This is a genomic window from Croceibacterium salegens (assembly GCF_009827435.1).
Lineage (GTDB): Bacteria > Pseudomonadota > Alphaproteobacteria > Sphingomonadales > Sphingomonadaceae > Croceibacterium_B > Croceibacterium_B salegens.
In genome coordinates this window covers 175,995-199,669 of sequence record NZ_WTYM01000030.1, presented here as the reverse complement: position 1 = coordinate 199,669, position 23,675 = coordinate 175,995, and the positions used below count along the sequence as shown (strand labels likewise).

The window sequence follows — 23,675 nt, the reverse complement described above, 5'->3', positions numbered from 1 at the left end:
AACCAGAACAGATATAGAACACAAGCCCCTTTGCCGGACTAATGACCGTGGGCGTCGAGGCTCTTCCATACCGCTTCGACGAACTGGTCGTCGGTAACAAAGCCGCCCTCCGCGTTGGACAGGCCGGCCAGCGGCTTGGCCGCAATTGCCGCTTGCAGCGTCTTGCCCGCGTCCTTGAGTACCCTCACCCTGCCGACGCCGGTCTCGACCATTGACCGGAAGGCAATCAGGTCGGACCGCGTGGCAAGTTCGCCATGCCCCGGAATCACCACCGTTGCGCCATCGGTCTGCGAGATGACCTGCGCCAGCGTCGCCAGGTGGTGCTCGACATTGCCCCCGGACTCGATGTCAATGAAGGGCCAGCCCAGATTGTGCATGAACAGGTCGCCCATGTGAACGACGTTTGCGTCGCGCCAGAAGACCACGCTGTCGCCATCGGTATGCCCGCCACCTAGGAAACGGATGTCGAGCGTGTCGCCGTTCACGTGGAGCGTCATGCCGTGATCGTAGGTCACCACCGGCAGGGCGACGTGCGGGGCGGGCTCGGAGACGATCCCGGTAACGGTCCCGCCCTTGATCAATCGTGGGCGGACATTGTTGTGTGCGACGATCGTCGCCCCGGCTTTGCCGAAATTCTCGTTCCCCATGGCGTGGTCCCAGTGCCAGTGGGTGTTGACGACGAACCGTGCGGGACTGGCTCCTAAGCTGGCCACGGCGGCCTGGATCTTGGGGGTCAGGTCGCCGACCTGGTCGTCGATCAGTATGGTCCCGTCCGGCCCGTAACTGACGCCGATGTTGCCGCCGAAACCGTACAGCACCGCAATACCCGGCTTGACCTCGACCGCGCGAATTTCGGTACCGTCGGGTGCCGATTGCGCGGCGGCCGAGCCGGAAGTGAGCAACAGGATGGTGGCGGCGATGGCGTTGTGCGATTTCATGGCGTTCCCCCTCGAGGCCAAGCTATCCCGCGCGCCGTGGGCTGTCCATTCGATGCTGCAATTGCCTTGCCGCCGCCGATGCGGCTAGGTCGCGTTACATGCGGCAAAAAGAACTGCGGATTGCGCTCATTTGTTACGGGGGGGTCAGCCTCGCCGTCTACATGCACGGCGTCACCAAGGAGGTGTGGAAGTCCGCGCGGGCGAGCCGCGGGCTGCATGCGACCGAAGTGCACACCGGAGGGACCGAAGCGGTCTACCAGGAACTGCTCGGCGAGATCGAGGCGCACGACGGGATCCGGCTGCGAGTCTTCACCGACATCCTTGCCGGGGCGAGCGCCGGAGGCATCAACGCGATCTTTCTCGCCCAGGCAATCCATTCGGGACACAGCCTCGAACCGCTGACCGACTTGTGGCTCAGGTCGGCGGACGTCGATGCGCTGATCGATCCGGCGGCGAAACCGGGATGGAAGTTCTCCAAGTACTGGGCGCAGCCGCTGGTGGAATGGGTGTTGAGCCGCCCCGGCAACGCGGTTTCCGAAAGCGTCTCGCCGGAAACGCAGGCCGAGGTGCGGCGCAAGGTCTCGCACTTCATGCGAGGGCGCTGGTTCGAACCGCCCTTCTCCGGCGAAGGCTTCTCGCGGCTGATCCACAACGCGCTGCAGGCCATGGCCGAGGGCGGCAACGGATCGCCGCTGCTGCCGCCGGGCCACCCGCTCGACCTGATGGTCACCACGACCGACTTCCGCGGCTTCCTCGAACCCCTGCACCTGCACAGCCCGCCGGTGGTGGAGGAAAGCGAGCATCGGCTGCAGATTCAGTTCTCGGCCCGCACACCGCTGACGGGCGGAAACAACCTTGCCGACCTGCTCGAGCTGACATTTGCCGGACGCGCCACTGCAAGCTTCCCCGGCGCCTTCCCGGCGCTCCAGCTAGGCGAAATCGACGACCTGGCGAAAAACAGCGGCAGCAAATGGCCGGGCCGCGCTGCCTTCCTCGAACGCGTGATGCCGGTGCACCTGCGCAACGGCAACGAGGCCAACGTCTCGCTGATCGACGGGTCGGTGCTGGTCAACGCCCCATTCGCCGCGGCCATCGCCGCCCTGCCCGCCCGCCCGGCACAGCGCGAGGTCGACCGGCGCTTCGTCTACATCGATCCGCGGCCCGACCGCTTCGACATGCTCGCCGGACGGCAGAACGAGCCGGTGAGCTTCTTCGGGGCGATTTTCGGATCGCTCTCGACCATCCCGCGCGAACAGCCGATCCGCGACAACCTCGAACTGCTCGAACAGCGCAGCCGCGAGGCGGAACGTACGCGGCAGATCATCAACGGACTGCGGCCCGAGGTCGAAGCCGCGGTCGACCGTCTGTTCGGGCGGGTCCTGTTCCTCGACCGGCCGACGCCCAAGCGCCTGTCGGGGTGGCGCTCACGGGCGCAGCAGGCCGCCGCCGAGCAAGCCGGCTATGCCTTCGGGGCCTATGCCCAGGCCAAGCTCGCCGGGATCGTCGAGCGAATGGCTCGCACCGTTATGCGGGCGGCGCCCAAGCTCGGCCTCACCTCGCCCGACCCGGTGATCGCGGTCCTGCGGCGCGAACTGGCCGAGCGCGGGCTGGAGCGCACCGGGGCGCCGGGTGGCGGTGCGACGCCTGAGACCATCGCCTTCCTGCGCGCCCACGACCTGACCTTCCGCGTGCGCCGCCTGCGTCTCATCGCCCGGCGCCTGTCGCTCGACTGGGAAAGCGATCCGGAGATCCCCGACAACGCGCTCGATGCGGCTCGCGAGCAGATCTACAAGGTTCTCGCGATCTATTTCGCCCGCGACGGGCTCGACCCGCTGGGCGACGAATTCCCCGCTCTCGCCGCCGACGTGCTTTCGAACCCCGGCGCGGTGATCGATGCGCTTGCCGGGCACCGCTCGCTCACCTCTGCCGATGTCGAAGCCGAAGTCCTGCTGACCGCGGCGCTGGAAGCGATGCCCAAGGACCTGCGCCGCAAGACGCTGCTGACCTATCTCGGCTTCCCCTTCTACGACGTCGCCACCCTGCCGCTGCTCCAGAACGAGGGCTTTACCGAGTTCGAGGGAGTGAAGGTCGACCGTATCAGCCCCGACGATGCCCGCGCCATTCGTGAAGGCGGAACCCGAGCGACGCTGCGCGGCACAGAGTTCTACAACTTCGGCGCCTTCTTCAGCCGCGGCTATCGCGAGAACGATTACCTGTGGGGCCGCTTGCACGGGGCCGAACGGATGATCGACCTGATCTGTTCGACGGTCCCCGAATTCGACCACGCCCGGTGCGGCGAGTTCAAGCGGCGAGCCTTCCTCGCCATCCTCGATGAGGAAGAAGGCCGGCTCATCGCCGATCCCGGCCTCGTAACGCAAGTGCGCAAGGAAGTGCTGGCGATCAGGCCCGCGAGCTGAACCGCGCAACCAGCGCCTCGGCGGCGGCCGACACGTCCTGCCAGGTCTTCTCGAAATCCGCGCTGCCGCCGTGATAGGGATCGGCCACGGACATGCCGACGCGGCCCGCGACCCAGTCGAGCAGCAGGGCAACTTCTGCGGTCGCATTGGGGGGCGCGCGCATGCGCAAGGTGCGCAGGTTGTCATGATCGAGCGCGAAGATGTGGCTGAAGCGGGTGTAGTCCGCGGACTCGACCTGCCGCGCCCGCAGGCGCGAGATGTCGATGCCGTGCCGCAAGGCGGTAGCCTGCGCGCGGCGGTCGGGCGGGTTGCCGACGTGCCAGTTGCCGGTCCCGGCGGAATCGACGGCGATGTCGAGCCCGGCCCTGCTCGCCGCGCTGCGAAGCGCCGCTTCGGCCAGCGGGGACCGGCAGATGTTGCCGAGGCAGACGAACAGGACTGCCGGCCGCCTTCTCACCGCATCACCCGCCGAAGGTGTTGCGAATCTTATCGAAGAAGCTTCGGTTCTCCGGGCATTCCTCGCCGGTCTCGGTTTCGCGGAATTGTTCGAGGATCGCCTTCTGCTCCTTGCTGAGCTTGGTCGGCGTCTCGACCACGATTTCGATCACAAGGTCGCCGCGGCCGCGGCCCTGCAGCACCGGCATGCCGACGCCGCGCTTGCGCAGCTGCTTGCCCGACTGGATTCCGGCGGGGATGTCGATTTCGCTGACTTCGCCGTCGAGCCCGGGGATGTCGATAGTGTCGCCGAGCGCGGCCATGGTGAAGCTGACCGGTACACGGGTGAACAGCGTCGTGCCCTCACGCTCGAAAACGGCGTGCGGTTTGACGTGCATGAAGATGTAGAGGTCCCCGGCCGGCGCGCCCTGCGGCCCTGCCTCGCCCTTGCCGGCGAGGCGAATGCGCGTTCCGGTATCGACGCCCGGCGGAACTTCGACGGTCAGCCGCTGGAGCTTGTCGACCCGGCCCTCGCCGCGGCATTCGCGGCACGGGCTCTCGATGATCTCGCCGGTGCCGTTGCAGTTGTGGCACGCCTTTTCGATGACGAAGAAGCCTTGCTGTGCACGGATCTTGCCTTGGCCGCGACACAGGTTGCAGGTTCGCTTGCTGGTGCCAGCGCTGGCCCCGCTGCCGCCGCACGGCTCGCAGGCCACGGACACCTCGACCTCGATCTCGGTGTCCTTGCCATGAAACGCCTCTTCGAGGCTGACGTGCATGTCGTAGCGCAGGTCGGCGCCGCGGCGCGGGCGCTGGCGGGCACTGCCGCCGCCGCCGAAAGCGCCGCCGAAGATGGTCTCGAAGATATCGCCGAGATCGCCGAAGTCGGCCCCGCCGAAGCCTTGGCCGCCGCCCGGTCCGCCGTTCTGGAACGCGGCATGGCCGAAGCGGTCGTAGGCAGCGCGTTTCTGCGGATCCTTGAGGCAATCGTATGCGACGCTGATCGCCTTGAACTTGGCCTCGCTATCGCCGCAGCCCGGATTGCGGTCCGGGTGGTGCTCCATCGCAAGCTTGCGATAGGCAGCCTTGATTTCCTTGTCGTCGGCGGTGCGCGAAACGCCGAGCAATTCGTAAAAGTCTATTTCAACTGACATGGTAACGACCCCGCCCTGAACCTCTTACCGCCACCGGCGCGAGAGCACCGATGGCGGTCGAGGTTTCCATGAGGCGTTTCAGCCCTTGTTGTCTTCGTCGACTTCGGAGAATTCGGCGTCGACGACTTCCTCGTCGTCGGCACCCTGCTCCGAACCGCCCTCGCCCGCAGGTGCCTCGGCCGCGGAGGCCTGTTCCTGCTGGTAGATCTGCTGGCCCATCTTCATGGCAAGGTCGGTCAACGCCTGGCTCTTGGCCTTGATCAGCTCGACCTCGCCACCTTCAATGGCGGTCTTGGCCTCTGCGATCGCGCTTTCGATCTCGCCCTTGAGGCCGGCGTCGATCTTGTCGCCGTGCTCTTCGAGCTGCTTCTCGGTCGCGTGGACGAGGCTGTCGGCGTTGTTCTTCGCCTCGGCACCTTCACGGCGCTTCTTGTCCTCTTCGGCGAACTTCTCGGCGTCCTGCACCATCTGGTCGATGTCGGCGTCGGACAAGCCGCCCGAGGCCTGAATGCGGATCTGCTGTTCCTTGCCGGTGCCCTTGTCCTTGGCGCTGACGTTGACGATGCCGTTCGCGTCGATGTCGAACACGACCTCGATCTGCGGCACGCCGCGCGGCGCCGGGGGGATGCCGACGAGGTCGAACTGGCCGAGCAGCTTGTTGTCCGCTGCCATTTCGCGCTCGCCCTGGAACACGCGGATCGTCACCGCCTGCTGGTTGTCCTCGGCGGTCGAGTAGACCTGGCTCTTCTTGGTCGGGATCGTGGTGTTGCGGTCGATCATGCGGGTGAACACACCGCCGAGCGTCTCGATGCCGAGCGACAGCGGGGTCACGTCGAGCAGCAGCACGTCCTTGACGTCACCCTGCAGGACGCCGGCCTGGATCGCCGCGCCCATGGCGACGACTTCGTCCGGGTTCACGCCGGTGTGCGGTTCCTTGCCGAAGAATTCCTTCACGGCCTCGCGCACCTTGGGCATGCGGGTCATGCCGCCGACCAGGACCACCTCGTCGATGTCCTTGGCGGAGATGCCGGCGTCGGCCAGCGCCTTCTTCATCGGTTCCTTGGTGCGCTCGATCAGCTTGGCGACCATCTTTTCGAGATCCGAGCGTGTGATCGTTTCGACCAGGTGAAGCGGCGTGGTGTTGCCGCCTTCCATGCGCGCGGTGATGAAGGGGAGGTTGACCTCGGTGGTCTGTGCGCTCGACAGCTCGATCTTGGCCTTCTCCGCTGCTTCCTTGAGCCGCTGCAGGGCAAGCTTGTCGGTGCGGAGATCCATGTTCTCCTTCTTCTTGAACTGGTCGGCGAGATACTCGACGATTGCGCTGTCGAAGTCTTCACCGCCGAGGAAGGTGTCGCCGTTGGTCGACTTTACTTCGAACACGCCGTCGCCGATCTCGAGGATCGAAACGTCGAAGGTGCCGCCGCCGAGGTCGTAGACCGCGATCGTCTTGCCGTCGTCCTTCTCGAGCCCGTAAGCGAGAGCGGCCGCGGTCGGTTCGTTGATGATGCGCAGCACTTCGAGGCCCGCGATCTGGCCGGCGTCCTTGGTCGCCTGGCGCTGCGCGTCGTTGAAGTAGGCCGGAACCGTGATGACGGCCTGCGTGACGGTCTCACCAAGATAGCTCTCGGCGGTTTCCTTCATCTTCTGCAGGATGAAGGCGGAAATCTGACTGGGCGAATAGTCCTCGCCGCCGGCCTGGACCCAGGCGTCGCCATTCTTGCCCTTGACGATGTGGTACGGGACCAGCTCGGTGTCCTTCTTGGTCACCGGGTCGTCGAAGCGGCGGCCGATCAGGCGCTTTACCGCGAAGATGGTGTTGTCGCCGTTGGTGACCGCCTGGCGCTTGGCCGGCTGGCCAATCAGGCGTTCGCCGTCCTTGGTGAAGGCGACGATCGAAGGCGTGGTGCGCGCGCCTTCGGAGTTTTCGATGACTTTGGGTTTGCCCCCATCCATCACGGCGACGCACGAGTTGGTGGTGCCGAGGTCGATACCGATAACTTTGGCCATGGTTTCCCCAATTCCTCTTCAAGTTGGACGCCGCTCGGTCGGTCCCCCGTCCCTGGCAAGACCACTCGGCAGCTCGTTGAGAACTTCGATTACGCGGCGGATATAGGTGCGGTTTCCCTTGGCACAAGGGATGCAGACGCCTAGAAAATCGCCATGGATATGGGGGAGGAATGACAATGAAATCTGCACTTTTGGCCAGTTTCGCGCTGGCGGTCGGCACACTGGGCCTGACGGCATGCGGCGGCGGAGACTCGACCGAAGCCAAGGTCGATGACGGATCGCAGGCGGGGATTTCGGTGACAGGCGCCAGCCTGGTGCTACCCGCAGTAAAGGGCAATCCGGCGGCGGTGTACTTCACGGCGCAAAACGACGGCGACCGCGACGTTTTCATCCGCGCGGCATCTGTCGAGGGCGCGGAAAGCACCCAACTGCACCAGATGACCATGGCCAATGGCGTCAACGAGATGGGCGAGGCGACATCGATCCCGGTACCCAAGGGCACTGAAACCGCCTTCGCGCCGGGTGGCAATCACGTCATGGCGTTCAAGCTTGATGACAGCCTTGCCGCTGGCGGCACGACAAACGTCACGCTCACCTTCGTCGGCGGTCGCACCGCGACCTTCCCGGCCGAGGTCAAGGCTGCGGGTTCGGAGCGATAGGCGATAGCGGCGCCTCCTGCCCCGCCGGCGGGGAGCGCCGCCTGACCGATGGCGAGGTCGCGCTGGCGCGCCGCGTGTTCGGCAGCGCGATCGACTATGCCAGCGTGACCATCCGACGGCGGAAGTTCTTTCCGTTCCAGCCACGGCGCGTGACGTTGGCCCCGCGTGGCCACCTGCACTTCCACCCGCTCGGCGAGGCCTATTGCGACGATTTCGCGCAGGTGCCGCTCCTCCGGCAGGGGCTGTTCATTCACGAAATGACCCACGTCTGGCAAACGCAGACGCTCGGCGAATGGTACCTCTTGCTGCATCGCCATCCGTTCTGCCGCTACGACTACAGCCTCAAGCCGGGATGGCGGCTGGAGAAGTACGGCATCGAGCAGCAGGCCGAAATAGTTCGGCATGCGTTCTTGCTGCGCAACGGGGTCAAATTGGCAGGAGCCGCGGACGGAGCCGCTTACGACCTGCTGGTGAACTTTCCGGGGGCAAGCTGACGCTCGGGACTTGAGTTAACCGGTTTCAATTGTTACCGGGGCTGTCGTTGATCCGGGCGGCCCAACCCGCGCCCGGCGCGATGGTTCTCACATGCATCTCTCCGATTACGGTATGTCGCGCGAGCGCGGCTACCTGTCGCATTACGAAATCGACGAAGTCACCCTGCCCTCGCTGTTCGACGGCGTTGTACAGGCCGCCGGAACCCTGTCCGGCCTCCTCACCACCGGACGCGTGCGCCACTGGCTCGGCCAGCTCGCCGATCCCGGTCTCGAGCAATGGGCGCGCGAAGCAGCCGAAGAAGAAGTTCGCACCGCGATGGTGCACTACTCGTTCCTGGTCCAAGCCTATGTCTGGGGCGAACCCGCCGCACCCGAGTTCCTTCCCGCCAACCTCGCCCGCCCAATGGTCGCAGTCGCCGACCGGCTCGGCCAGGCCCCGCTGCTGCCCTACTCGGGCTACGTGCTCGACAACTGGTACCGCGCCGACAAGAGCGGCCCGATCGACCTGTCGAACATCATCATGCACCAGAACTTCCTCGGCGGTGAGGACGAGAACTGGTTCGTGCTCGTCCACGTCGCCATCGAAGCCGAAGCCGGCGTGCTGCTCGACAACGCTACCAAGCTGGTCGAAATCGCCAAGCAGGGAGACGCTGCCGAGGCCGAACGACTGCTGGTAGAAATGGACGCCGCGTGGGAGCGGATCTACGGCCACTTCGCCCGCATGCCCGAGCGCTGCGACCCGTACATGTATTTCCACCGCGTGCGCCCCTACATCCACGGATGGGCCAACAACCCGGCGCTGGACGGCGGCCTGGTCTACCAGGGCGTCGAGAAGTTCGGCGGGCAGCCGCAGGCGTTCCGCGGCCAGACCGGTTCACAGTCGAGCATCGTCCCGGCGATGGATGCGCTGTTCCAGGTCGGCCACAGCGACGACCCGCTGAAGCACTTCCTGACCGAACTGCACCAATACCGCCCGGTGCCGCATCGCCGCTTCATCGAGGATCTCGCGGCGAAATCGACGCTGCGCGACTTCGTCGCTTCGATCAATTCGCCGAGCCTGACAGCGGCGTTCAACGCCTGCGTCGAGCAGGCCGCGCGCTTCCGCACCCGGCACCTCGAATACGCAGCGAGCTACATCAACAAGCAGATGGGCTCGATCGCCGGCAACGATCCCGACGTCGGCACCGGCGGCACGCCCTTCATGAAGTACCTGAAGAAGCACCGCGACGAAAACCGCGCCCAGGTCATCGCCTGAGCGGGATTGCATCGGCGGCTCTTGCGGCGGATAATCCCGCCCAAGGAGAGCCGCCGATGCCCCATGCCGTCGATCACCACGCCATCCTCGCGCGATACCTCGATGCACGGGGGCGCGACCGCAACATCTGGGACAGCATCGACCCGGCGCGCACCGCGCATGTCGTGGTCGACATGCAGAACGGCTTCATGGAGATCGGCGCGCCGGTCGAGGTGCCGGAAGCGCGCAATGTCGTCGACGAGATCAACCGCCTGAGCCGGGCCATTCGAGCGGCGGGCGGGCACAACGTCTTCCTCCGCTTCACCACCCCGGCGGCCGGACCGATGGCCTGGCCGGTATTCAACGAGCGCATGGGCGCCGGGATCGGCGCGCACCGCGACGCCTTCCAGCCCGGCGCGCAATACTGGCAGCTGTGGGACGGCCTCGACGTCGCGGCCGAGGACGCGGTGGTCGACAAGCACCGCTTCAGCGGCTTTACCCCGGGCACCAGCGAACTCGACGCTCACCTCGAGGCGCGCGGGATCGACACGCTGATCATCTCCGGCACCCTGACCAACTGCTGCTGCGAGAGCACCGCCCGCGACGCGATGCAACTCAACTACAAGGTCATCATGGCCACCGACGCCTGCGCCGCGCTGACCGACGAGGCCCACGCCGGGACGCTGGATTCGATGGCGCTGATCTTCGCCGACTTGCGTTCGGTGGAGGAGTTGGAGGCAATGCTGGCGACGGCCGCAGCCGAGGCGGAGCCCGCCTAGTCCGGCTTCTTGGCCACCCCGACCATCGCCGGGCGCAGCAGGCGGTCCTTGATCATCCAGCCCGATTGCATCTCGTTCACGACGGTGCCCGGTTCGGCCTCGGCGGAGGGGATTTCCATCATCGCCTGGTGCTGGTTCGGATCGAGCGGCAGGCCCACCGCGGCGATGCGGCTGATGCCATGCTGGGCGAAGACCTTCTCCACCTCGCGCTGGGTCGCCTCGACGCCGGTGACGAGCGCCTTGAGACGCGGATCGTCGTGCAGGTCGGCCGGGATCGCGTCGATCGCGCGGACGAGGTTGTCATAGACCGAGAGAATGTCGCGCGCGAACCCGGTCGCGGCATAGGCGCGCGCATCGGAAATGTCCTTCTCCGCCCGGCGGCGCACGTTCTGCGCCTCGGCCTTGGCGTAGAGAACCTCCTGCTTGGCGGCGGCGAGATCGTCGCGCAACAGCGCCAGCGCATCGCTTTCCGAAGGCGCATCCTCCTCGTCGAGCATGGCCGTATCGACCAGCTCCTCGGGAACGCCCTTCAATTCCTCCTCGACCGCAGCGTCGCGCGGCTTCTTGTCGTTGCTCATCGAAGTCCTGTTATCCGATCAATTTGCCCAGTGAGCGGGCTGTGAAATCCACCATGGGAACGACTCGCGCGTAATTCAACCGCGTAGGACCTATTACACCGAGTACGCCGACCACGTTCCCCTCGCGATCGCGATAGGGAGACGCGATGACCGACGAGCCGGAAAGCGCAAACAACCGGTTCTCGCTGCCAATGAATATCCGAGTCGCCTGCGCCTCGCGCGCCGAATCGAGCAGACCGGCGATCGACTGCTTGTTTTCGAGGTCGTCGATCAGCGAACGGACGCGTTCGATATCGCCCAGTGCCGTCTCGTCGAGGAGGTTGGCCTGACCGCGCACGATCAGCACCGGGCGCCGCGCCGCGTCCTCGCTCCACACCGCTAGCCCGCGTTCGACCAGCGTGCGACTAGCCTCGTCGAGCTGGCTGCGGCCCGAGGCGATTTCCTCTCCCATCAGGCTGGCCGCCTCTGCCAGCGTCCGACCCGACAGGCGCGAGGAAAGGTAGTTGCTGGCCATTTCAAGCGACGAAGGTGAGAGCGGCGCATCGAGCGGGACGACGCGGTTCTCGACTTGCCCGTCCTCGGCCACGAGAATCGCGAGCGCCCGCACGGGAGAAAGCGGCACCAAAGTCATCTGCATCAGCCGCGGCTCGCGGCGCGGAACCATGACCATCCCCGCAGCGCCCGAGAGGTCGGAGAGCATCGCGCTGACCTGCTCGAGCGCCTGTTCGATTGGTCCGGGCGCGGAAAGGCGGCGTTCGATGGCCGCACGCTCCTCCGCACTCGGCTCGGCGACCTGCATCATCCCGTCAACGAAAAGCCGCAGCCCCGTCTCGGTCGGCATACGCCCTGCGCTGGTATGCGGCGCGGCGAGCAGGCCCAGCGATTCGAGCTCGGCCAACACCGAACGGATCGATGCCGGCGAAAGGTTGAGCGCCTCCTCCCCCGACAGCGTCTTCGAGCCCACCGGCTGCCCACTGGCGATGTAGTTCTCCACCACGAGGCGGAAAATCTCTCGGGTTCGTTCGTTTAGTTCGGAAACGGGTGGCGACGACATGACAGAGGCCTATCTAGTCGCTAGGCGGGCACGCGAAAAGGAGAACCCCATGCGTCCATCCGGTCGCGCGCCCGACGAAATGCGCGTCATCACCATCGAAACCGGCTTCACCAAGCATGCCGAGGGTTCGTGCCTGATCAGCTTCGGAGAGACCAAGGTCCTCGTGACCGCCAGCGTCGAGGAACGGGTTCCGCCGTGGTTGCGCGGCAAGGGCTCGGGCTGGGTCACCGCCGAATACTCGATGCTGCCCCGCGCCACGCACACGCGTGGACAGCGTGAAGCGGCGAAGGGCAAGCAAAGCGGACGAACGCAGGAAATCCAGCGCCTTATCGGGCGCTCCTTGCGTGCTGTGACAGATCTGGAAAAGCTTGGCGAACGCCAGATCACGCTCGATTGCGACGTGATCCAGGCCGACGGCGGCACTCGCACCGCCTCGATCACCGGCGCCTGGGTCGCACTGCGTATCGCGGTGGACAAGCTGCTCAAGGACGGCAAGCTCAGCGAGGACCCGATTACCGCCAAGGTGGCGGCGATTTCTTGCGGCATCCACCAGGGCACCCCGGTGCTCGATCTCGACTACGCCGAGGATTCGAACGCCGACGCCGACGCCAACTTCGTGCTGATCGAAGGGGGCCAGATCGCCGAGGCGCAGGCCACCGCCGAGGGCGCGACCTACGACGAGGAAGGCCTGCTGCGCCTGCTTCGCCTCGCCCAGATCGGGTGCGCGCAGATCTACAAGGCGCAGGGGGAGGCGGTCGCCAAGTGACCCGCCGCATCGGCTCCGGAAAGGTGGTCATTGCCACGCACAACGCGGGCAAGCTGAAGGAAATCGCTGCGCTGATGGCGCCGCACGGGGTCGATTGCATATCCGCCGGTTCGCTTGGCCTGCCCGAGCCGGCGGAAACCGGCCGGACCTTCGTCGAGAACGCCCTCATCAAGGCCCGCGCCGCCGCCGAGGCTTCGGGCATGGTCGCGCTGGCCGACGATAGCGGGTTGTCGGTGGCTGCGCTCGACAATCGGCCCGGGGTCTACACAGCGGACTGGGCCGAGCGGCAGTGGTTCGAGGGCGATCCGGGCCGTGATTGGTACATGGCAATGGGCAAGGTCGAGGGCATGCTCCAGGCCAAGGGTGCGGACACGCCGCGCGATGCCTGGTTCACCAGCGTTCTCGCCCTCGCCTGGCCCGACGGCGAATATGCAATTTACGAGGGTCGCGTCGACGGCACGCTGACATGGCCGCCGCGGGGCACGATGGGTTTCGGATACGACCCGGTCTTCGTGCCCGCTGGGCGTGAATTGACGTTCGCAGAGCTCGACCCGGCGGAGAAACACGCCATCAGCCATCGTGCCGATGCGTTCGCCAAGCTGGTCGCGGACCAGTTCGAAGGGTAGGTTCGGGCCATGGCCCGCGCGCTCTACATTCACTGGCCGTTCTGCCTGTCGAAGTGCCCGTATTGCGACTTCAATTCGCATGTCCGGGACGGGATCGACGTGTCCGCATGGCGCGAGGCGATGCTCGCGGACCTGCGCCACGAGGCCGAAAAAGCTGCGAATGAACCGCTTGATTCGGTGTTTTTCGGGGGCGGAACACCTTCGCTCATGCCTCCAGCGCTTGTTTCGGACCTTCTGACCAAGGCGGAACGGCTGTGGGGCTTCGCTCCGGGCGTCGAAATCACGCTGGAAGCCAACCCCTCGTCGGTCGAGGCCGCCAATTTCCGCGATCTCGCCGCGGCCGGGGTGAACCGCGTTTCGCTCGGCCTGCAGGCGCTCGACGACGAGACACTGCGTTTCCTCGGCCGCCTGCACGGCGCGCAGGAGGGCATCGAGGCGCTGGGAACGGCGCAGGAATGGTTCAACCGCGTCAGTTTCGACCTGATCTACGCCCGCCCCGGCCAGACTGCCGAGCAATGGGAAGCGGAACTCCAGCGTGCGCTCGGTTTCGGCACCGGGCACCTCTCGCTCTATCAGCTGACGATTGAGCCGGGCACGCGGTTTGCCACCGATGTCCGGCAGGGCGCCTTCACTCCGCTCGACGACGATCCTGCCGCCGATCTCTTCGCTCTGACGTGCGAAATTGCCGGGGCTGCGGGCCTTCCCGCCTACGAAGTCAGCAACCACGCCCGGTCGGGTGAGGAGAGCCGCCACAACCTCACCTACTGGCGGTATCGCGATTACGTCGGGATCGGACCGGGAGCGCATGGGCGTCGCGGCGGTGTCGCGACCCTGCGGCACAAGAAACCGGAAAACTGGCTCGCCGCGGCCGCCGAACGCGGCGAGGGCATCAAGGAAGAGCGCAACCTCGCAACGCGCGAACAGGCGAGCGAGGCCCTGCTGATGGGGCTACGGTTGGCCGAGGGCGTGGACCTTTCCGACCTCTCGCAACGCTTCGCCATTCCCGAAGCCGACCTCATCGACCGAAACCGGCTCGCGCTCCACCAAAGTCTCGGCCTCGCGTGGAGCGAGGGTTCGCGCGTCGGCGTCACCCCACAGGGCATGCCGCTGCTCGATGCCCTGCTCGGCGAACTTGTCCCGGCGGCGCTGGTCGCGGAATGAGCGGGGCCGACCTGCTCGAAGCCTGGCACGAGCACCTCGCCAAGGGACGCCGCCGCTCGCCGCACACGGTGCGCGCCTACTCCGCCGCCGCTGCCCGGCTCGTCACCGCCATCGGGGCCGAGGAATGGCGCGACGTCGCCAGACTCGACGGGCGCGCGCTGCGCGGCCAGCTCGCCGCCCGCCGCGCTGAAGGCATCGGCAACGCCTCGACCGCGCGCGAGCTCTCCGCGCTCAAGGGCTTCGTCGCCTTCGCTCGCGAACGGACCGGCGAAGCCGACTCAAGCGCCCCCCGCCTGCGCGGTCCGCGCATCAAGAAGGGCCTGCCCCGCCCGGTCACGCCCGACGATGCCGAGAACCTCGCCGACGGCGTCCGCTCGCTCGCCGCCGACGACTGGATTGGCGCCCGCGATCGCGCGGTGCTGCTGCTGATGTACGGCAGCGGGCTGCGCATCGCCGAGGCGCTCTCGCTGACCGCCGCCGCCCTGCCGCTGGGCGAAACGCTGACTGTCACCGGCAAGGGCGGCAAGCAGCGCGTCGTACCGGTCCTGCCCATTGTGCGTGAGGCCGTGGCCGACTACGCCCGGCGTTGCCCCTGGCCGCTCGCGCCGGGCGAGGCGCTATTCCGCGGCGCCAAGGGCGGCCCGCTCGGGCAAGGAATGGTGCAGAAGGCGATGGCCAAGGCGCGGATCGCTCTTGGCCTGCCCGCCACCGCCACCCCGCACGCCTTGCGGCACAGCTTCGCCACCCACCTGCTCGGCGCCGGAGCGGACCTCAGGAGCCTGCAGGAACTTCTCGGCCACGCCAGCCTTGGCTCGACCCAAATCTACACCAAGGTCGATGCCGCCGTGCTGCTCGACACTTACCGCAAGGCCCACCCGCGCGAGCAGGATTGAGCCGTCTCAATCCTCGGAAGCGTCCGGAGGCGTCTCTCGCGGTTTCCACGTGATCACGCGATAGACGTACCACGCCACAATCGCCGCAACGAGACCCGCGATCAACCAGCCCGCCAGCGCCTGGTAGCGTTCGTACAGCGGCGCGATCCGCCGGCCGCCTTCGATCAGCAGGGCGTTCCAGATCGCCGATCCGGCAAAGGTGAAGAGCATGAACCGCCACAGGCTCATGTGCGCAAGGCCCGCCGGCAGCGAGACAATGGTTCGCAGGAAGGGCGAAAAGCGCAGCACGAAGACGACCCACTGGCCGTGCCGCTTGAAGAAGCGCGCTGCCTTTTCGACATCTTCGAAATCGATCGTGAACCAGCGCCCGCGTTTCTCGACGAACTCGCCGAGCCGCCGGTAGCCGTATTTGTCGCCGATCCAGAACCAGAAGTAGTTGCCTGCCGTGGACCCGGCGGTGCCGACGACGAGCAGCGTGACGAAATCCATCTGCCCGCGCGCGACCAGCACCCCGCCCAGCCCCATGATCACTTCGGACGGGATCGGCGGAATAATGTTTTCGATCGCCATCAGCAGGAAGATGCCGAGGTATCCCCCTTTCGCGATGGCAGTGATGATGAGGTCATGCATAGTCGTAATGGCAACGGGCAGGAGTACGATGTGTTCAATGGCGCGGGTTCGTTCCGGCGCGTCATTGCCTCATTTTGTCACCCCGGACTTGTTCCGGGGTCGGGCTATTAGTCGAATCGAGACAAAGGAGAAAGCACTGCCCCGGAACAAGTCCGGGGTGACTGTGAGGGAAGACTCACAGCTTCGCCTCGATGGCATCCCAGATCAGCGCCGGAGTATCGGTGCCGTTGAACGTGTCGATGGCGACGATGCCGGTCGGGCTGGTGACGTTGATTTCGGTCAGCCACTTGCCGCCGATCACGTCGATGCCGACGAAGACGAGGCCGCGCTTCTTGAGCTCCGGGCCCAGCGCGGCGCAGATTTCCTCCTCGCGAGGGGTCAGGTCGGCCTTTTCGGCAAAACCGCCCTGCGCGAGGTTGGAGCGGAATTCGCCCTTGCCCGGCTTGCGGTTGATCGCCCCGGTGACAACGCCGTCGACCAGCACGATGCGCTTGTCGCCCTCGGCCACCTCGGGAAGGAAAGGCTGGACCATGTGCGGTTCGGGCCAGGTCTGGTTGAAGACCTCGAACAGCGCCGAGAGGTTGGTGCCGTCGGCCTCGATCTTGAAGATCGCCTTGCCGCCGTTGCCGTGCAGCGGCTTCACCACCACCGCGCCATGCTGCTCCATGAAGGGCCGTACGTCGGCGATGTTCCGCGTCACCAGCGTCGGCGGCATGAAGCGCGCGAAATCGAGCACGAACATCTTTTCGGGCGAATTGATGACCCAGTGCGGATCGTTGACCACCAGCGTTTCGCCCTTGAGCCGGTCGAGCAGCATGGCGGCGCTGATGTAGCCGAGGTGGAACGGCGGATCCTGCCGCATCAGGACAACGTCGATGTCCTTGCCGAGATCGATGCGCCGTGCCTCGCCCTGCCACTCGAAATGGTCACCCTCGACCCGGCGAACGTGGAGCGGGCGGGCCCAGGCGGTGATCCGGCCGTTCTCCCAGCTCAGGGTGCGCACGTCGTAGTGGAACACGGTGTGCGCCCGCTCCTGCGCGGCGAGCATCAGCGCGAACGAGCTGTCGCCGGCAATGCCGATGGTCTCGATGGGGTCCATCTGGACGGCTACCTGCAATGCCAAACCGTTTCTCCCTTCGTCATTGCGAGCGTAGCGAAGCAATCCAGGGCGGACTGCTCAATCGCCCTGGATTGCTTCGTCGCTTCGCTTCTCGCAATGACGAATGCAACCTCACGGCTGCCAGGCGTTGACGATGTGGCGCGGCCAGCGCCCGGGCGCAAGGAGCAGCACGTCGATGCGCGGGGAATCGGCGTCTTTCAGGTACCTGTGCGCCGCCGCCTCGACCGCTGCCGCGACGCGGCGCAGGCGGTATTCGTCTATGGCGAGATCGAGCTCGGCGGAGGTAGCACGCCATTTCACCTCGACGAAGGCGACGGTGCGGCCGCGCCGGGCGATAAGGTCGATCTCGCCGCGGCGGGGTCTTCACCCTCTGGGCGACGATCCTCCAACCCTGCAACCGCAGCCACCAGGCGGCCAGCCCCTCGCCCTTGCGGCCGCGCGCTTCGGCAACCTGGCGGTTCACTTGAGTTTGAGCGCGCGGGCGTAAAGGGTCTTGCGGTCGAGCCCGGTGGCCCTGGCCACCGCCGCCGCCGCCTGTGACGCCTTCTGGGTCTGCAGCGCCTCGCGCAGCAGCGTATCGGCATCCTCGGCGCTGGCCGCCTGCTCTTCCGGCGGACCGACCAGCAGGACGATTTCGCCCCGCGGCGGATTCGCCTCGTAATGTTCGGCCAGTTCTGACGCGCTGCCCGTGCGGCATTCCTCGTAGAGCTTGGTCAGTTCCCGCGCGACGGCGACCTCGCGGCCCGGCAGGATCTCGCCGATGGCGGCGAGCGACTTCGCCAGACGCGGCGCGGTTTCGAAGAACACCAGCGTCGCGCGCACACCTGCCAGCTCGGCGAGAACCTCGTGCCGCGCCTTGTCCTTCGCTGGCAGGAACCCGGCGAAGAGGAAGCGGTCGTTGGGCAGGCCAGACAACGTCAGTGCCATGACCGGCGCGCTCGGCCCCGGCAGGCTGGTCACCGGGACACCTGCCGCGCGGGCATCGCGGACGAGGCGGTATCCGGGATCCGAGACAAGCGGCGTCCCGGCGTCGCTGACCAGCACCACCGCTCGCTCGCGCATCGAATCGATCAAGCGCGCGCGGTCCTTTTCCCCGGCATGGTCGTCATAACGCCACAGTGGCTTCGAAAGCCCGAGGTGTCTCAGCAACTTGGCGGTGACACGCGTATCCTCGCAGGCGATTGCATCGCAGCGGCGGAGCACATCGGCGGCGCGACGAGTCACGTCGCCGAGATTGCCAATAGGCGTAGCGACAATATAGAGACCGGCATTGAGAGGTTCGGGAGGAGGGTCGCATTCTTCGCTCACGACGAGCCTTGTGGACTATCCGCAGCAGGAGCGGCAAGCATGTTCGGTAACTGGAAACGCCTTCTTACGGTGGGCTTGCTCTCGCTGGCCCTTGCGGGGTGCAAGATCATCCCGGGCGGAGGCCAGCCCCCGGTCGTGACGCCGGGGCCATCGCAGGGTCCCGAGGAAAATGTCCTGCCGACCGACGACGGCCGCCACCGCGTGGCGCTGCTGGTGCCGCTCTCGGGCAGCAATGGCGAAGCCGGGCAGTCGATCGCCAACGCCACCACCATGGCGCTGCTCGATACCAATGCATCGAACCTGCGCATCACCACCTACGACACCGCGACCGGCGCCGGCACCGCCGCGGCGCAGGCGATCCGTGACGGCAACAAGCTGATCCTCGGGCCGCTGCTCGGCACCGACGTCACCGCCGTGCTGGCCCAGGCGCGCCCGGCCTCGGTGCCGCTGATCAGCTTCTCGAACGACACCTCGGTCGCCGCGCAGGACGTGTTCGTGATGGGCGTGATGCCCGAACAGTCGATCACCCGTACCGTCGACTACGCCATGGGCCACGGCTCGAAGCGGTTCGCCGCCATCGTCCCGAACGGCGAATACGGCCGCCGCGCCGAAATCGCCCTGTCCGGCAGGATTTCGGCGATGGGAGGCACGCTCGTCGCAACCGAACGCTATGACCGCGGCAACACCTCGATCATCAGCGCCGCCGAACGGCTCAAGGCGCGCGGCGGGTTCGACACCGTGCTGATAGCCGACGGCGTGCGTCTCTCGGCAATGGCAGCCGGGGCGCTCAAGGATGCCGGCACTGCCCTGCCGCGGCTGGTCGGCACCGAACTGTGGAGCGGCGACGACGACCTCGCGCGCGCCGCGTCGTTGCGCGGCTCGTGGTACTCGGCTGTATCGGACGGACGCTATCGCCAGTTCGTGACCAGCTACGAGGCCCGCTTCGGCAACAAGCCCTATCGCATCGCCACGCTCGGCTACGATTCGGTCCTGCTCACGCTGCGCATCGCCCGCGACTGGCAGCCGGGACGCGCCTTCCCGACCTCGCAACTGCTCGACGACGGCGGTTTCCTCGGCATCGACGGTCCGTTCCGGTTCCGCCGTGGCGGGGTAGCTGAGCGGGCAATGGAGGTCCGGCAGGTCGGCAACGGCAGCGTCTCGGTGGTCGATCCGGCGCCGACGCGGTTCTAGCCCAAGGCATTTCGTCATTGCGAGCAACCGAAGGTCGCGCGGCAATCCGGAGTGGCGCTGAACCGCCCTAGATTGCTTCGCTGCGCTCGCAATGACAATGCGTTTGAGGATATTCTTCTGACACCGCTTGAACGGGCGAGAATCCGGCCCCTATAGCATCGCCATGTCCGATGACCTGTTCGACAAGCTGCCCGCGGGCGGCGGCGATTACGACGCATCCTCCATCGAGGTGCTGGAAGGGCTCGAGCCGGTCCGGCGGCGCCCCGGCATGTACATCGGCGGAACCGACGAGCGCGCCCTGCACCACCTCGCCGCCGAAGTGCTCGACAACTCGATGGACGAGGCGGTCGCCGGCCATGCGAGCCGCATCGAGGTCACGCTGGAGGAAGGCAATCGCCTGACCATCAGCGACAACGGCCGCGGCATGCCGATCGACGAGCACCCCAAGTTCCCCGGCAAGTCGGCGCTCGAGGTCATAATGACCACGCTGCACTCGGGCGGGAAGTTTTCGGGCAAGGCCTACGCCACGAGCGGCGGCCTGCACGGCGTCGGCGTCTCGGTGGTCAACGCGCTGTCCTCAGACACTCGGGTCGAGGTGGCGAAGAACAAGGAAGTCTTCGCCCAGACCTTCTCGCGCGGCGTTCCGCAGGGCAAGCTGGTCAAGGTCGGCGATACCCCCAACCGCCGCGGCACCACCGTCAGCTTCACGCCCGACACCGAGATTTTCGGCGACCGCCAGTTCAGCCCCAAGCGGCTGTTCAAGCTCGCCCGCTCGAAGGCCTATCTCTACGCCGGGGTCGAAATTCGCTGGAAGTGCGCGCCCTCGCTCGCTTCGAACGATGTGCCTCAGGAGGGGGTGTTCCAGTTCCCCGGCGGCCTCGCCGACCATCTCGCCGAGCAGGTCGAGGGACGCGAATGCGTCACCAGCCAGTTCTTCGCCGGGCGGCAGGATTTCCCGGAAGAACAGGGCCGCGTCGAATGGGCAATCGCCTGGCCGCTATGGTCCGACGGGTCTTACTCCTGGTACTGCAACACCGTGCCGACGCCCGACGGCGGGACACATGAGCAGGGCGTACGCGCCGCGCTGACCAAGGGCATCCGCGCCTTCGGCGAGCTCGTCGGGCAGAAGAAAGCCAAGGACATTTCCGCCGACGACATCGTCACCGGCGCCGAAATCATGCTCTCTGTCTTCATCCGCGACCCGCAGTTTCAGAGCCAGACCAAGGACCGCCTGACCTCGCCAGAGGCCGCTCGCCTCGTCGAAAACGCGGTGCGCGACCACTTCGACCACTTCCTCTCCGACAACATGGAGCGCGGCCGCGCGCTGCTCGGCGCGGTCATGGAGAAGATGGACGAGCGCTTACGCCGCAAGGCCGAGCGCGAGGTCAAGCGCAAGACCGCGACCAACGCCAAGAAGCTGCGCCTCCCCGGCAAGCTCACCGACTGTTCGGGCGAAGGCGACGGCGAAACTGAGCTGTTCATCGTCGAAGGCGACAGCGCCGGCGGCAGCGCCAAGCAGGCGCGCGACCGCAAGACGCAGGCGATCCTGCCGATCCGCGGCAAGATCCTCAACGTCGCCAGTGCCACCGCCGACAAGATTCGCGCCAATAGCGAAATCGCCGATCTAGGCCTCGCCCTCGGCTGCGGCACCCGCAAGGACTGTGACCCGGAGAACCTGCGCTACGACCGCGTCGTCATCATGACCGACGCCGACGTCGACGGAGCGCACATCGCCACGCTGCTGATGACGTTCTTCTTCCAAGAAATGCCCGAACTGGTGCGCCGCGGGCACCTGTTCCTCGCCCAGCCCCCGCTCTACCGCCTGACCAATGGCAAGGAGAGCCACTACGCCAAGGACGAGGAACACCGCCGCGAACTGGAAGAGACGGTGTTCAAGGGCAAGAAGGTCGAGGTCTCACGCTTCAAGGGCCTCGGCGAAATGAACCCGGGGCAGCTGCGCGAGACGACGATGGACCCGAAGAGCCGCAGCCTGATCCGCATCACCCTGCCCGCCGAGCACGAACAGCGCTTCGCCATCGCCGAACTGGTTGACCAGTTGATGGGCCGCAACCCGGAACACCGCTTCAACTTCATCCAAAACCGCGCCGGGGAGTTGGACCGGGATTTGATCGACGCCTGAAGTGAAGGTCTGCTCCTGGGTGGTTAACGGTCATTCGCCAGACTCACCTTGTCATTGGCCCGGGGCTGCTGAATATAGCCACACCCATTCCGAATGAATGGCATGCATGGGGTAGCTGCGTGTCCGCGCCTGACATCTTCCTGTCCTATAATCGCGAAGATGCGAACCGGGCGAAGCAATTCGCTGACGCATTTTCGGCGGAAGGGCTTGATGTCTGGTGGGATGTGGCCCTTCGCTCTGGCGAGGCTTATGATAAGGTCACCGAGACGGCGTTGCGCAATGCGAAGGCCGTCGTCGTGTTATGGTCGCCGCGTTCGGTCGAGAGCCGCTGGTGTCGCGCCGAAGCAACGTTAGCCGACCGTAACAAAACCCTGATGCCGGCTATGATCGAGCCTTGCGAGCGCCCGATCATGTTCGAGCTCGTGCAGACCGCCGAATTGTCGGATTGGGAGGGCGATCCTTCGGACAAGGCATGGCGCGAATTTGCCCTGCAGGTGCTCGAATTCGTCGGCAAGGATGCGAAGCCTCAAGCGTCGGGCACGAGAAAACAGAAATTCCTTCCCAGCCTCGACGAGATATCGGTCGTGGTCCTTCCCTTCGCCAACATGAGTCGCGACGAGGACCAGGACTACTTCGCCGATGGAATCACCGACGACATTATCACCGATCTCAGCAAAGTCTCGGCGCTGATGGTCATCGCGCGCAACACTGCATTCAAGTTCAAGGGCAAGAACGTCGATGTGGTGGATCTCGCGCGCCAGCTCAACGTCACGCACGTCCTAGAGGGCAGTATTCGCAAGGCCGGCAACAAGGTTCGGGTCAACGCCCAACTGATCGACGGCTCGACCGGCGGGCATGTGTGGGCCGAGCGCTACGATGGCGAACTCGACGATATCTTCGAATTGCAGGACAAGCTGACCGAGGAAATCGTATCGGCGCTCAAGCTCACCCTCCTGCCGCGCGAAAAGAAGGCGATCGAGGATCGCGGCACGAGTAACATCGAGGCGTTCGACTACTACTTGCAGGCAACGACCACCTTTCATACCAGAGCGGCATTCGTCGAAGCCATCAAACTTGCCAAGAGAGCCGTCGAACTGGACCCGGCATACTCCCGCGCATGGGAGTTCCTTGCCTACGCCTACATGGATTCAAGTTTTGCAAGTCCCGAAATCGCCGGCGACGCGGTCGAGCTCAGCAGGAAGGCCTTCGACAGGGCGGCCAAGCTGACGAAAGACCGGGTTCGCCAGCACACGATGAGGGCACACCGGCTGACGACGATCGAGCACGATTGGCTCGGGGCCGAACAGGAATTTGTGCAAGCTCTCGAACTCTCGGCCAAATCAGATGCCGACTCGATCATGCGCAAAGCCGCGTTCCTTACTCACACCGGTCAACTCGAAGAGGCGATCGAAACGGCCAGGAGCGCGCTGCGCCTCGATCCGCTCATGGCGGCGCAGTTCGTCCTCGTCCTGTTAGATTCGACGCGGAGCAACGAAGAGGCGCAGGCCGAATACGACCGCCAGGCAAATCTGCAGAGTCATCCCCCGGTTGTCAGGATGCTGCGCTTCTTCAAGGCTCTGTCGGGCGACGACCTAGAGGAAGCGAGGCGACGCCTTGAAAGCTACATGGAAACCGACGACCAGCTCCTTCCTTTTGCCAAAGACTTGCGTGCCGTCTTGGCGGACAAGCCCGGACTCAGGTCGATGCTCTCGTCCATCGTCGTCGATCCCAAATTCCGCAACACCAGCCACATGGCCAATCTTGGGCTGTTGGCGGCCTATGCCGAAGATTTCGAATTGGCCGTCGATTGCATGCACGCCGCGTTCGTCGAGCTGGGAAGCGTTGCACTGAGTTACCTTTGGCACCCCCTTTTAGCCGAAGTTCGCAAGACCGATAGGTTCAAGCAACTAATCCGCGACCTCGGCATCAACAAATACTGGCGAACCACCGGCAAATGGGGCGATTTTGCACGGCCCATGGGCGAGGACGATTTTGAGATAATCGCGTGACAAACCAATCACTGCAATTGGGTCGTAACCAGTCGGTCTGCTCGTGGACTTCGACTGGCTCAATGACTAGGCCCCGAACTCC

The 23,675-nt window shown here is 65.6% G+C and carries 21 protein-coding genes and 1 pseudogene; 12 read left to right on the top strand and 10 right to left on the bottom strand.

From position 1 onward, the window contains the following. Positions 1–38: 38 nt before the first annotated feature. Positions 39–938, bottom strand: a complete 900-nt coding sequence (locus GRI89_RS04670; RefSeq protein WP_159792667.1) for an MBL fold metallo-hydrolase — start codon at positions 936–938, stop codon at positions 39–41. Positions 939–1,036: 98 nt separating this feature from the next. Here GRI89_RS04670 and GRI89_RS04665 point away from each other — a divergent pair, with 98 nt between their 5' ends. Beyond that, positions 1,037–3,355: a patatin-like protein gene (locus tag GRI89_RS04665; RefSeq protein WP_159792665.1), complete on the top strand. Its 2,319-nt coding sequence runs from the start codon at positions 1,037–1,039 to the stop codon at positions 3,353–3,355. Here GRI89_RS04665 and GRI89_RS04660 read toward each other — a convergent pair. The 3 genes from GRI89_RS04660 to dnaK all read right to left on the bottom strand — a co-directional run bounded on the left by GRI89_RS04660 (position 3,339) and on the right by dnaK (position 6,951). Beyond that, the gene (locus tag GRI89_RS04660; RefSeq protein WP_328598088.1) at positions 3,339–3,812 is read right to left on the bottom strand and encodes a low molecular weight protein-tyrosine-phosphatase; all 474 of its coding nucleotides are present in this window, start codon (positions 3,810–3,812) and stop codon (positions 3,339–3,341) included. The two genes, GRI89_RS04665 and GRI89_RS04660, sit on opposite strands and share 17 nt — an antisense overlap. A gap of 4 nt (positions 3,813–3,816) precedes the next feature. Then, a complete protein-coding gene (dnaJ, locus tag GRI89_RS04655; protein ID WP_159792663.1) occupies positions 3,817–4,944 on the bottom strand; it encodes a molecular chaperone DnaJ in 1,128 nt (375 codons plus the stop codon). A gap of 78 nt (positions 4,945–5,022) precedes the next feature. Further along, positions 5,023–6,951, bottom strand: a complete 1,929-nt coding sequence (dnaK, locus tag GRI89_RS04650) for a molecular chaperone DnaK (protein WP_159792661.1) — start codon at positions 6,949–6,951, stop codon at positions 5,023–5,025. 176 nt (positions 6,952–7,127) lie between these two features. Between dnaK and GRI89_RS04645 the strand changes: the two genes are divergently transcribed. From GRI89_RS04645 to GRI89_RS04630, 4 genes are all read left to right on the top strand, one after another. Continuing rightward, a complete protein-coding gene (locus GRI89_RS04645) occupies positions 7,128–7,610 on the top strand; it encodes a copper chaperone PCu(A)C (RefSeq protein WP_159792659.1) in 483 nt (160 codons plus the stop codon). Continuing rightward, positions 7,607–8,104: a vgr related protein gene (locus tag GRI89_RS04640; RefSeq protein ID WP_328598094.1), complete on the top strand. Its 498-nt coding sequence runs from the start codon at positions 7,607–7,609 to the stop codon at positions 8,102–8,104. The genes GRI89_RS04645 and GRI89_RS04640 overlap by 4 nt, the downstream gene beginning before the upstream one ends. 91 nt (positions 8,105–8,195) lie before the next feature. Beyond that, positions 8,196–9,359: a PrnB family protein gene (locus GRI89_RS04635; protein WP_159792657.1), complete on the top strand. Its 1,164-nt coding sequence runs from the start codon at positions 8,196–8,198 to the stop codon at positions 9,357–9,359. Between the two features lie 56 nt (positions 9,360–9,415). Continuing rightward, positions 9,416–10,117, top strand: coding sequence for a cysteine hydrolase family protein (locus tag GRI89_RS04630; RefSeq protein WP_159792655.1), 702 nt, complete (start codon positions 9,416–9,418; stop codon positions 10,115–10,117). Here the strand turns inward: GRI89_RS04630 and GRI89_RS04625 are convergent. Both GRI89_RS04625 and hrcA read right to left on the bottom strand, forming a co-directional pair. After that, positions 10,114–10,695, bottom strand: coding sequence for a nucleotide exchange factor GrpE (locus tag GRI89_RS04625; protein ID WP_159792653.1), 582 nt, complete (start codon positions 10,693–10,695; stop codon positions 10,114–10,116). The genes GRI89_RS04630 and GRI89_RS04625 overlap by 4 nt on opposite strands. Positions 10,696–10,705: 10 nt before the next feature. Next, complete coding sequence (gene hrcA, locus GRI89_RS04620; RefSeq protein ID WP_159792651.1) at positions 10,706–11,749, bottom strand: heat-inducible transcriptional repressor HrcA; 1,044 nt, start codon at positions 11,747–11,749, stop codon at positions 10,706–10,708. Between the two features lie 49 nt (positions 11,750–11,798). Between hrcA and rph the strand changes: the two genes are divergently transcribed. From rph to GRI89_RS04600, 4 genes are read left to right on the top strand one after another with little or no spacing between them, the layout of a single operon-like run. Further along, complete coding sequence (gene rph / locus GRI89_RS04615; protein WP_159792649.1) at positions 11,799–12,515, top strand: ribonuclease PH; 717 nt, start codon at positions 11,799–11,801, stop codon at positions 12,513–12,515. Continuing rightward, on the top strand, positions 12,512–13,141 hold the full coding sequence (rdgB, locus tag GRI89_RS04610) for an RdgB/HAM1 family non-canonical purine NTP pyrophosphatase (RefSeq protein WP_328598087.1): 630 nt from the start codon (positions 12,512–12,514) through the stop codon (positions 13,139–13,141). Before rph ends, rdgB begins: the two co-directional genes overlap by 4 nt. Before the next feature lie 9 nt (positions 13,142–13,150). Beyond that, complete coding sequence (gene hemW / locus GRI89_RS04605; protein ID WP_159792647.1) at positions 13,151–14,302, top strand: radical SAM family heme chaperone HemW; 1,152 nt, start codon at positions 13,151–13,153, stop codon at positions 14,300–14,302. Then, complete coding sequence (locus GRI89_RS04600; protein ID WP_159792645.1) at positions 14,299–15,195, top strand: tyrosine recombinase XerC; 897 nt, start codon at positions 14,299–14,301, stop codon at positions 15,193–15,195. The genes hemW and GRI89_RS04600 overlap by 4 nt, the downstream gene beginning before the upstream one ends. Positions 15,196–15,201: 6 nt before the next feature. Here GRI89_RS04600 and GRI89_RS04595 read toward each other — a convergent pair whose 3' ends face one another. The 4 genes and pseudogenes from GRI89_RS04595 to rsmI form a co-directional block, all read right to left on the bottom strand. Continuing rightward, positions 15,202–15,825 carry a DedA family protein gene (locus tag GRI89_RS04595; protein ID WP_159792643.1) on the bottom strand — a complete coding sequence of 208 codons (624 nt, stop codon included), beginning with the start codon at positions 15,823–15,825 and terminating at the stop codon, positions 15,202–15,204. Positions 15,826–16,000: 175 nt separating this feature from the next. Further along, a complete protein-coding gene (gene gshB, locus GRI89_RS04590; RefSeq protein WP_159792641.1) occupies positions 16,001–16,948 on the bottom strand; it encodes a glutathione synthase in 948 nt (315 codons plus the stop codon). Positions 16,949–17,056: 108 nt separating this feature from the next. Then, positions 17,057–17,408 (bottom strand): annotated as a pseudogene (locus GRI89_RS04585) (YraN family protein). After that, positions 17,405–18,253, bottom strand: coding sequence for a 16S rRNA (cytidine(1402)-2'-O)-methyltransferase (rsmI, locus tag GRI89_RS04580; protein WP_328598086.1), 849 nt, complete (start codon positions 18,251–18,253; stop codon positions 17,405–17,407). The pseudogene GRI89_RS04585 and the gene rsmI overlap by 4 nt, the downstream one beginning before the upstream one ends. Positions 18,254–18,292: 39 nt before the next feature. Between rsmI and GRI89_RS04575 the strand changes: the two genes are divergently transcribed. From GRI89_RS04575 to GRI89_RS04565, 3 genes are all read left to right on the top strand, one after another. Then, positions 18,293–19,444, top strand: a complete 1,152-nt coding sequence (locus GRI89_RS04575; protein ID WP_159792639.1) for a penicillin-binding protein activator — start codon at positions 18,293–18,295, stop codon at positions 19,442–19,444. Positions 19,445–19,607: 163 nt separating this feature from the next. Further along, complete coding sequence (parE, locus tag GRI89_RS04570) at positions 19,608–21,584, top strand: DNA topoisomerase IV subunit B (protein WP_159792637.1); 1,977 nt, start codon at positions 19,608–19,610, stop codon at positions 21,582–21,584. A gap of 119 nt (positions 21,585–21,703) precedes the next feature. After that, the gene (locus GRI89_RS04565; protein WP_159792635.1) at positions 21,704–23,593 is read left to right on the top strand and encodes a TIR domain-containing protein; all 1,890 of its coding nucleotides are present in this window, start codon (positions 21,704–21,706) and stop codon (positions 23,591–23,593) included. Positions 23,594–23,675: the final 82 nt, after the last annotated feature.

Coding starts and splice junctions, on each gene's coding strand:
- GRI89_RS04670 (WP_159792667.1), bottom strand. CDS start 938: ATGAAATCGCACAACGCCATCGCCGCCACCATCCTGTTGCTCACTTCC.
- GRI89_RS04665 (WP_159792665.1), top strand. CDS start 1,037: ATGCGGCAAAAAGAACTGCGGATTGCGCTCATTTGTTACGGGGGGGTC.
- dnaJ (WP_159792663.1), bottom strand. CDS start 4,944: ATGTCAGTTGAAATAGACTTTTACGAATTGCTCGGCGTTTCGCGCACC.
- dnaK (WP_159792661.1), bottom strand. CDS start 6,951: ATGGCCAAAGTTATCGGTATCGACCTCGGCACCACCAACTCGTGCGTC.
- GRI89_RS04645 (WP_159792659.1), top strand. CDS start 7,128: ATGAAATCTGCACTTTTGGCCAGTTTCGCGCTGGCGGTCGGCACACTG.
- GRI89_RS04635 (WP_159792657.1), top strand. CDS start 8,196: ATGCATCTCTCCGATTACGGTATGTCGCGCGAGCGCGGCTACCTGTCG.
- GRI89_RS04630 (WP_159792655.1), top strand. CDS start 9,416: ATGCCCCATGCCGTCGATCACCACGCCATCCTCGCGCGATACCTCGAT.
- GRI89_RS04625 (WP_159792653.1), bottom strand. CDS start 10,695: ATGAGCAACGACAAGAAGCCGCGCGACGCTGCGGTCGAGGAGGAATTG.
- hrcA (WP_159792651.1), bottom strand. CDS start 11,749: ATGTCGTCGCCACCCGTTTCCGAACTAAACGAACGAACCCGAGAGATT.
- rph (WP_159792649.1), top strand. CDS start 11,799: ATGCGTCCATCCGGTCGCGCGCCCGACGAAATGCGCGTCATCACCATC.
- hemW (WP_159792647.1), top strand. CDS start 13,151: ATGGCCCGCGCGCTCTACATTCACTGGCCGTTCTGCCTGTCGAAGTGC.
- GRI89_RS04600 (WP_159792645.1), top strand. CDS start 14,299: ATGAGCGGGGCCGACCTGCTCGAAGCCTGGCACGAGCACCTCGCCAAG.
- GRI89_RS04595 (WP_159792643.1), bottom strand. CDS start 15,825: ATGCATGACCTCATCATCACTGCCATCGCGAAAGGGGGATACCTCGGC.
- GRI89_RS04575 (WP_159792639.1), top strand. CDS start 18,293: ATGTTCGGTAACTGGAAACGCCTTCTTACGGTGGGCTTGCTCTCGCTG.
- parE (WP_159792637.1), top strand. CDS start 19,608: ATGTCCGATGACCTGTTCGACAAGCTGCCCGCGGGCGGCGGCGATTAC.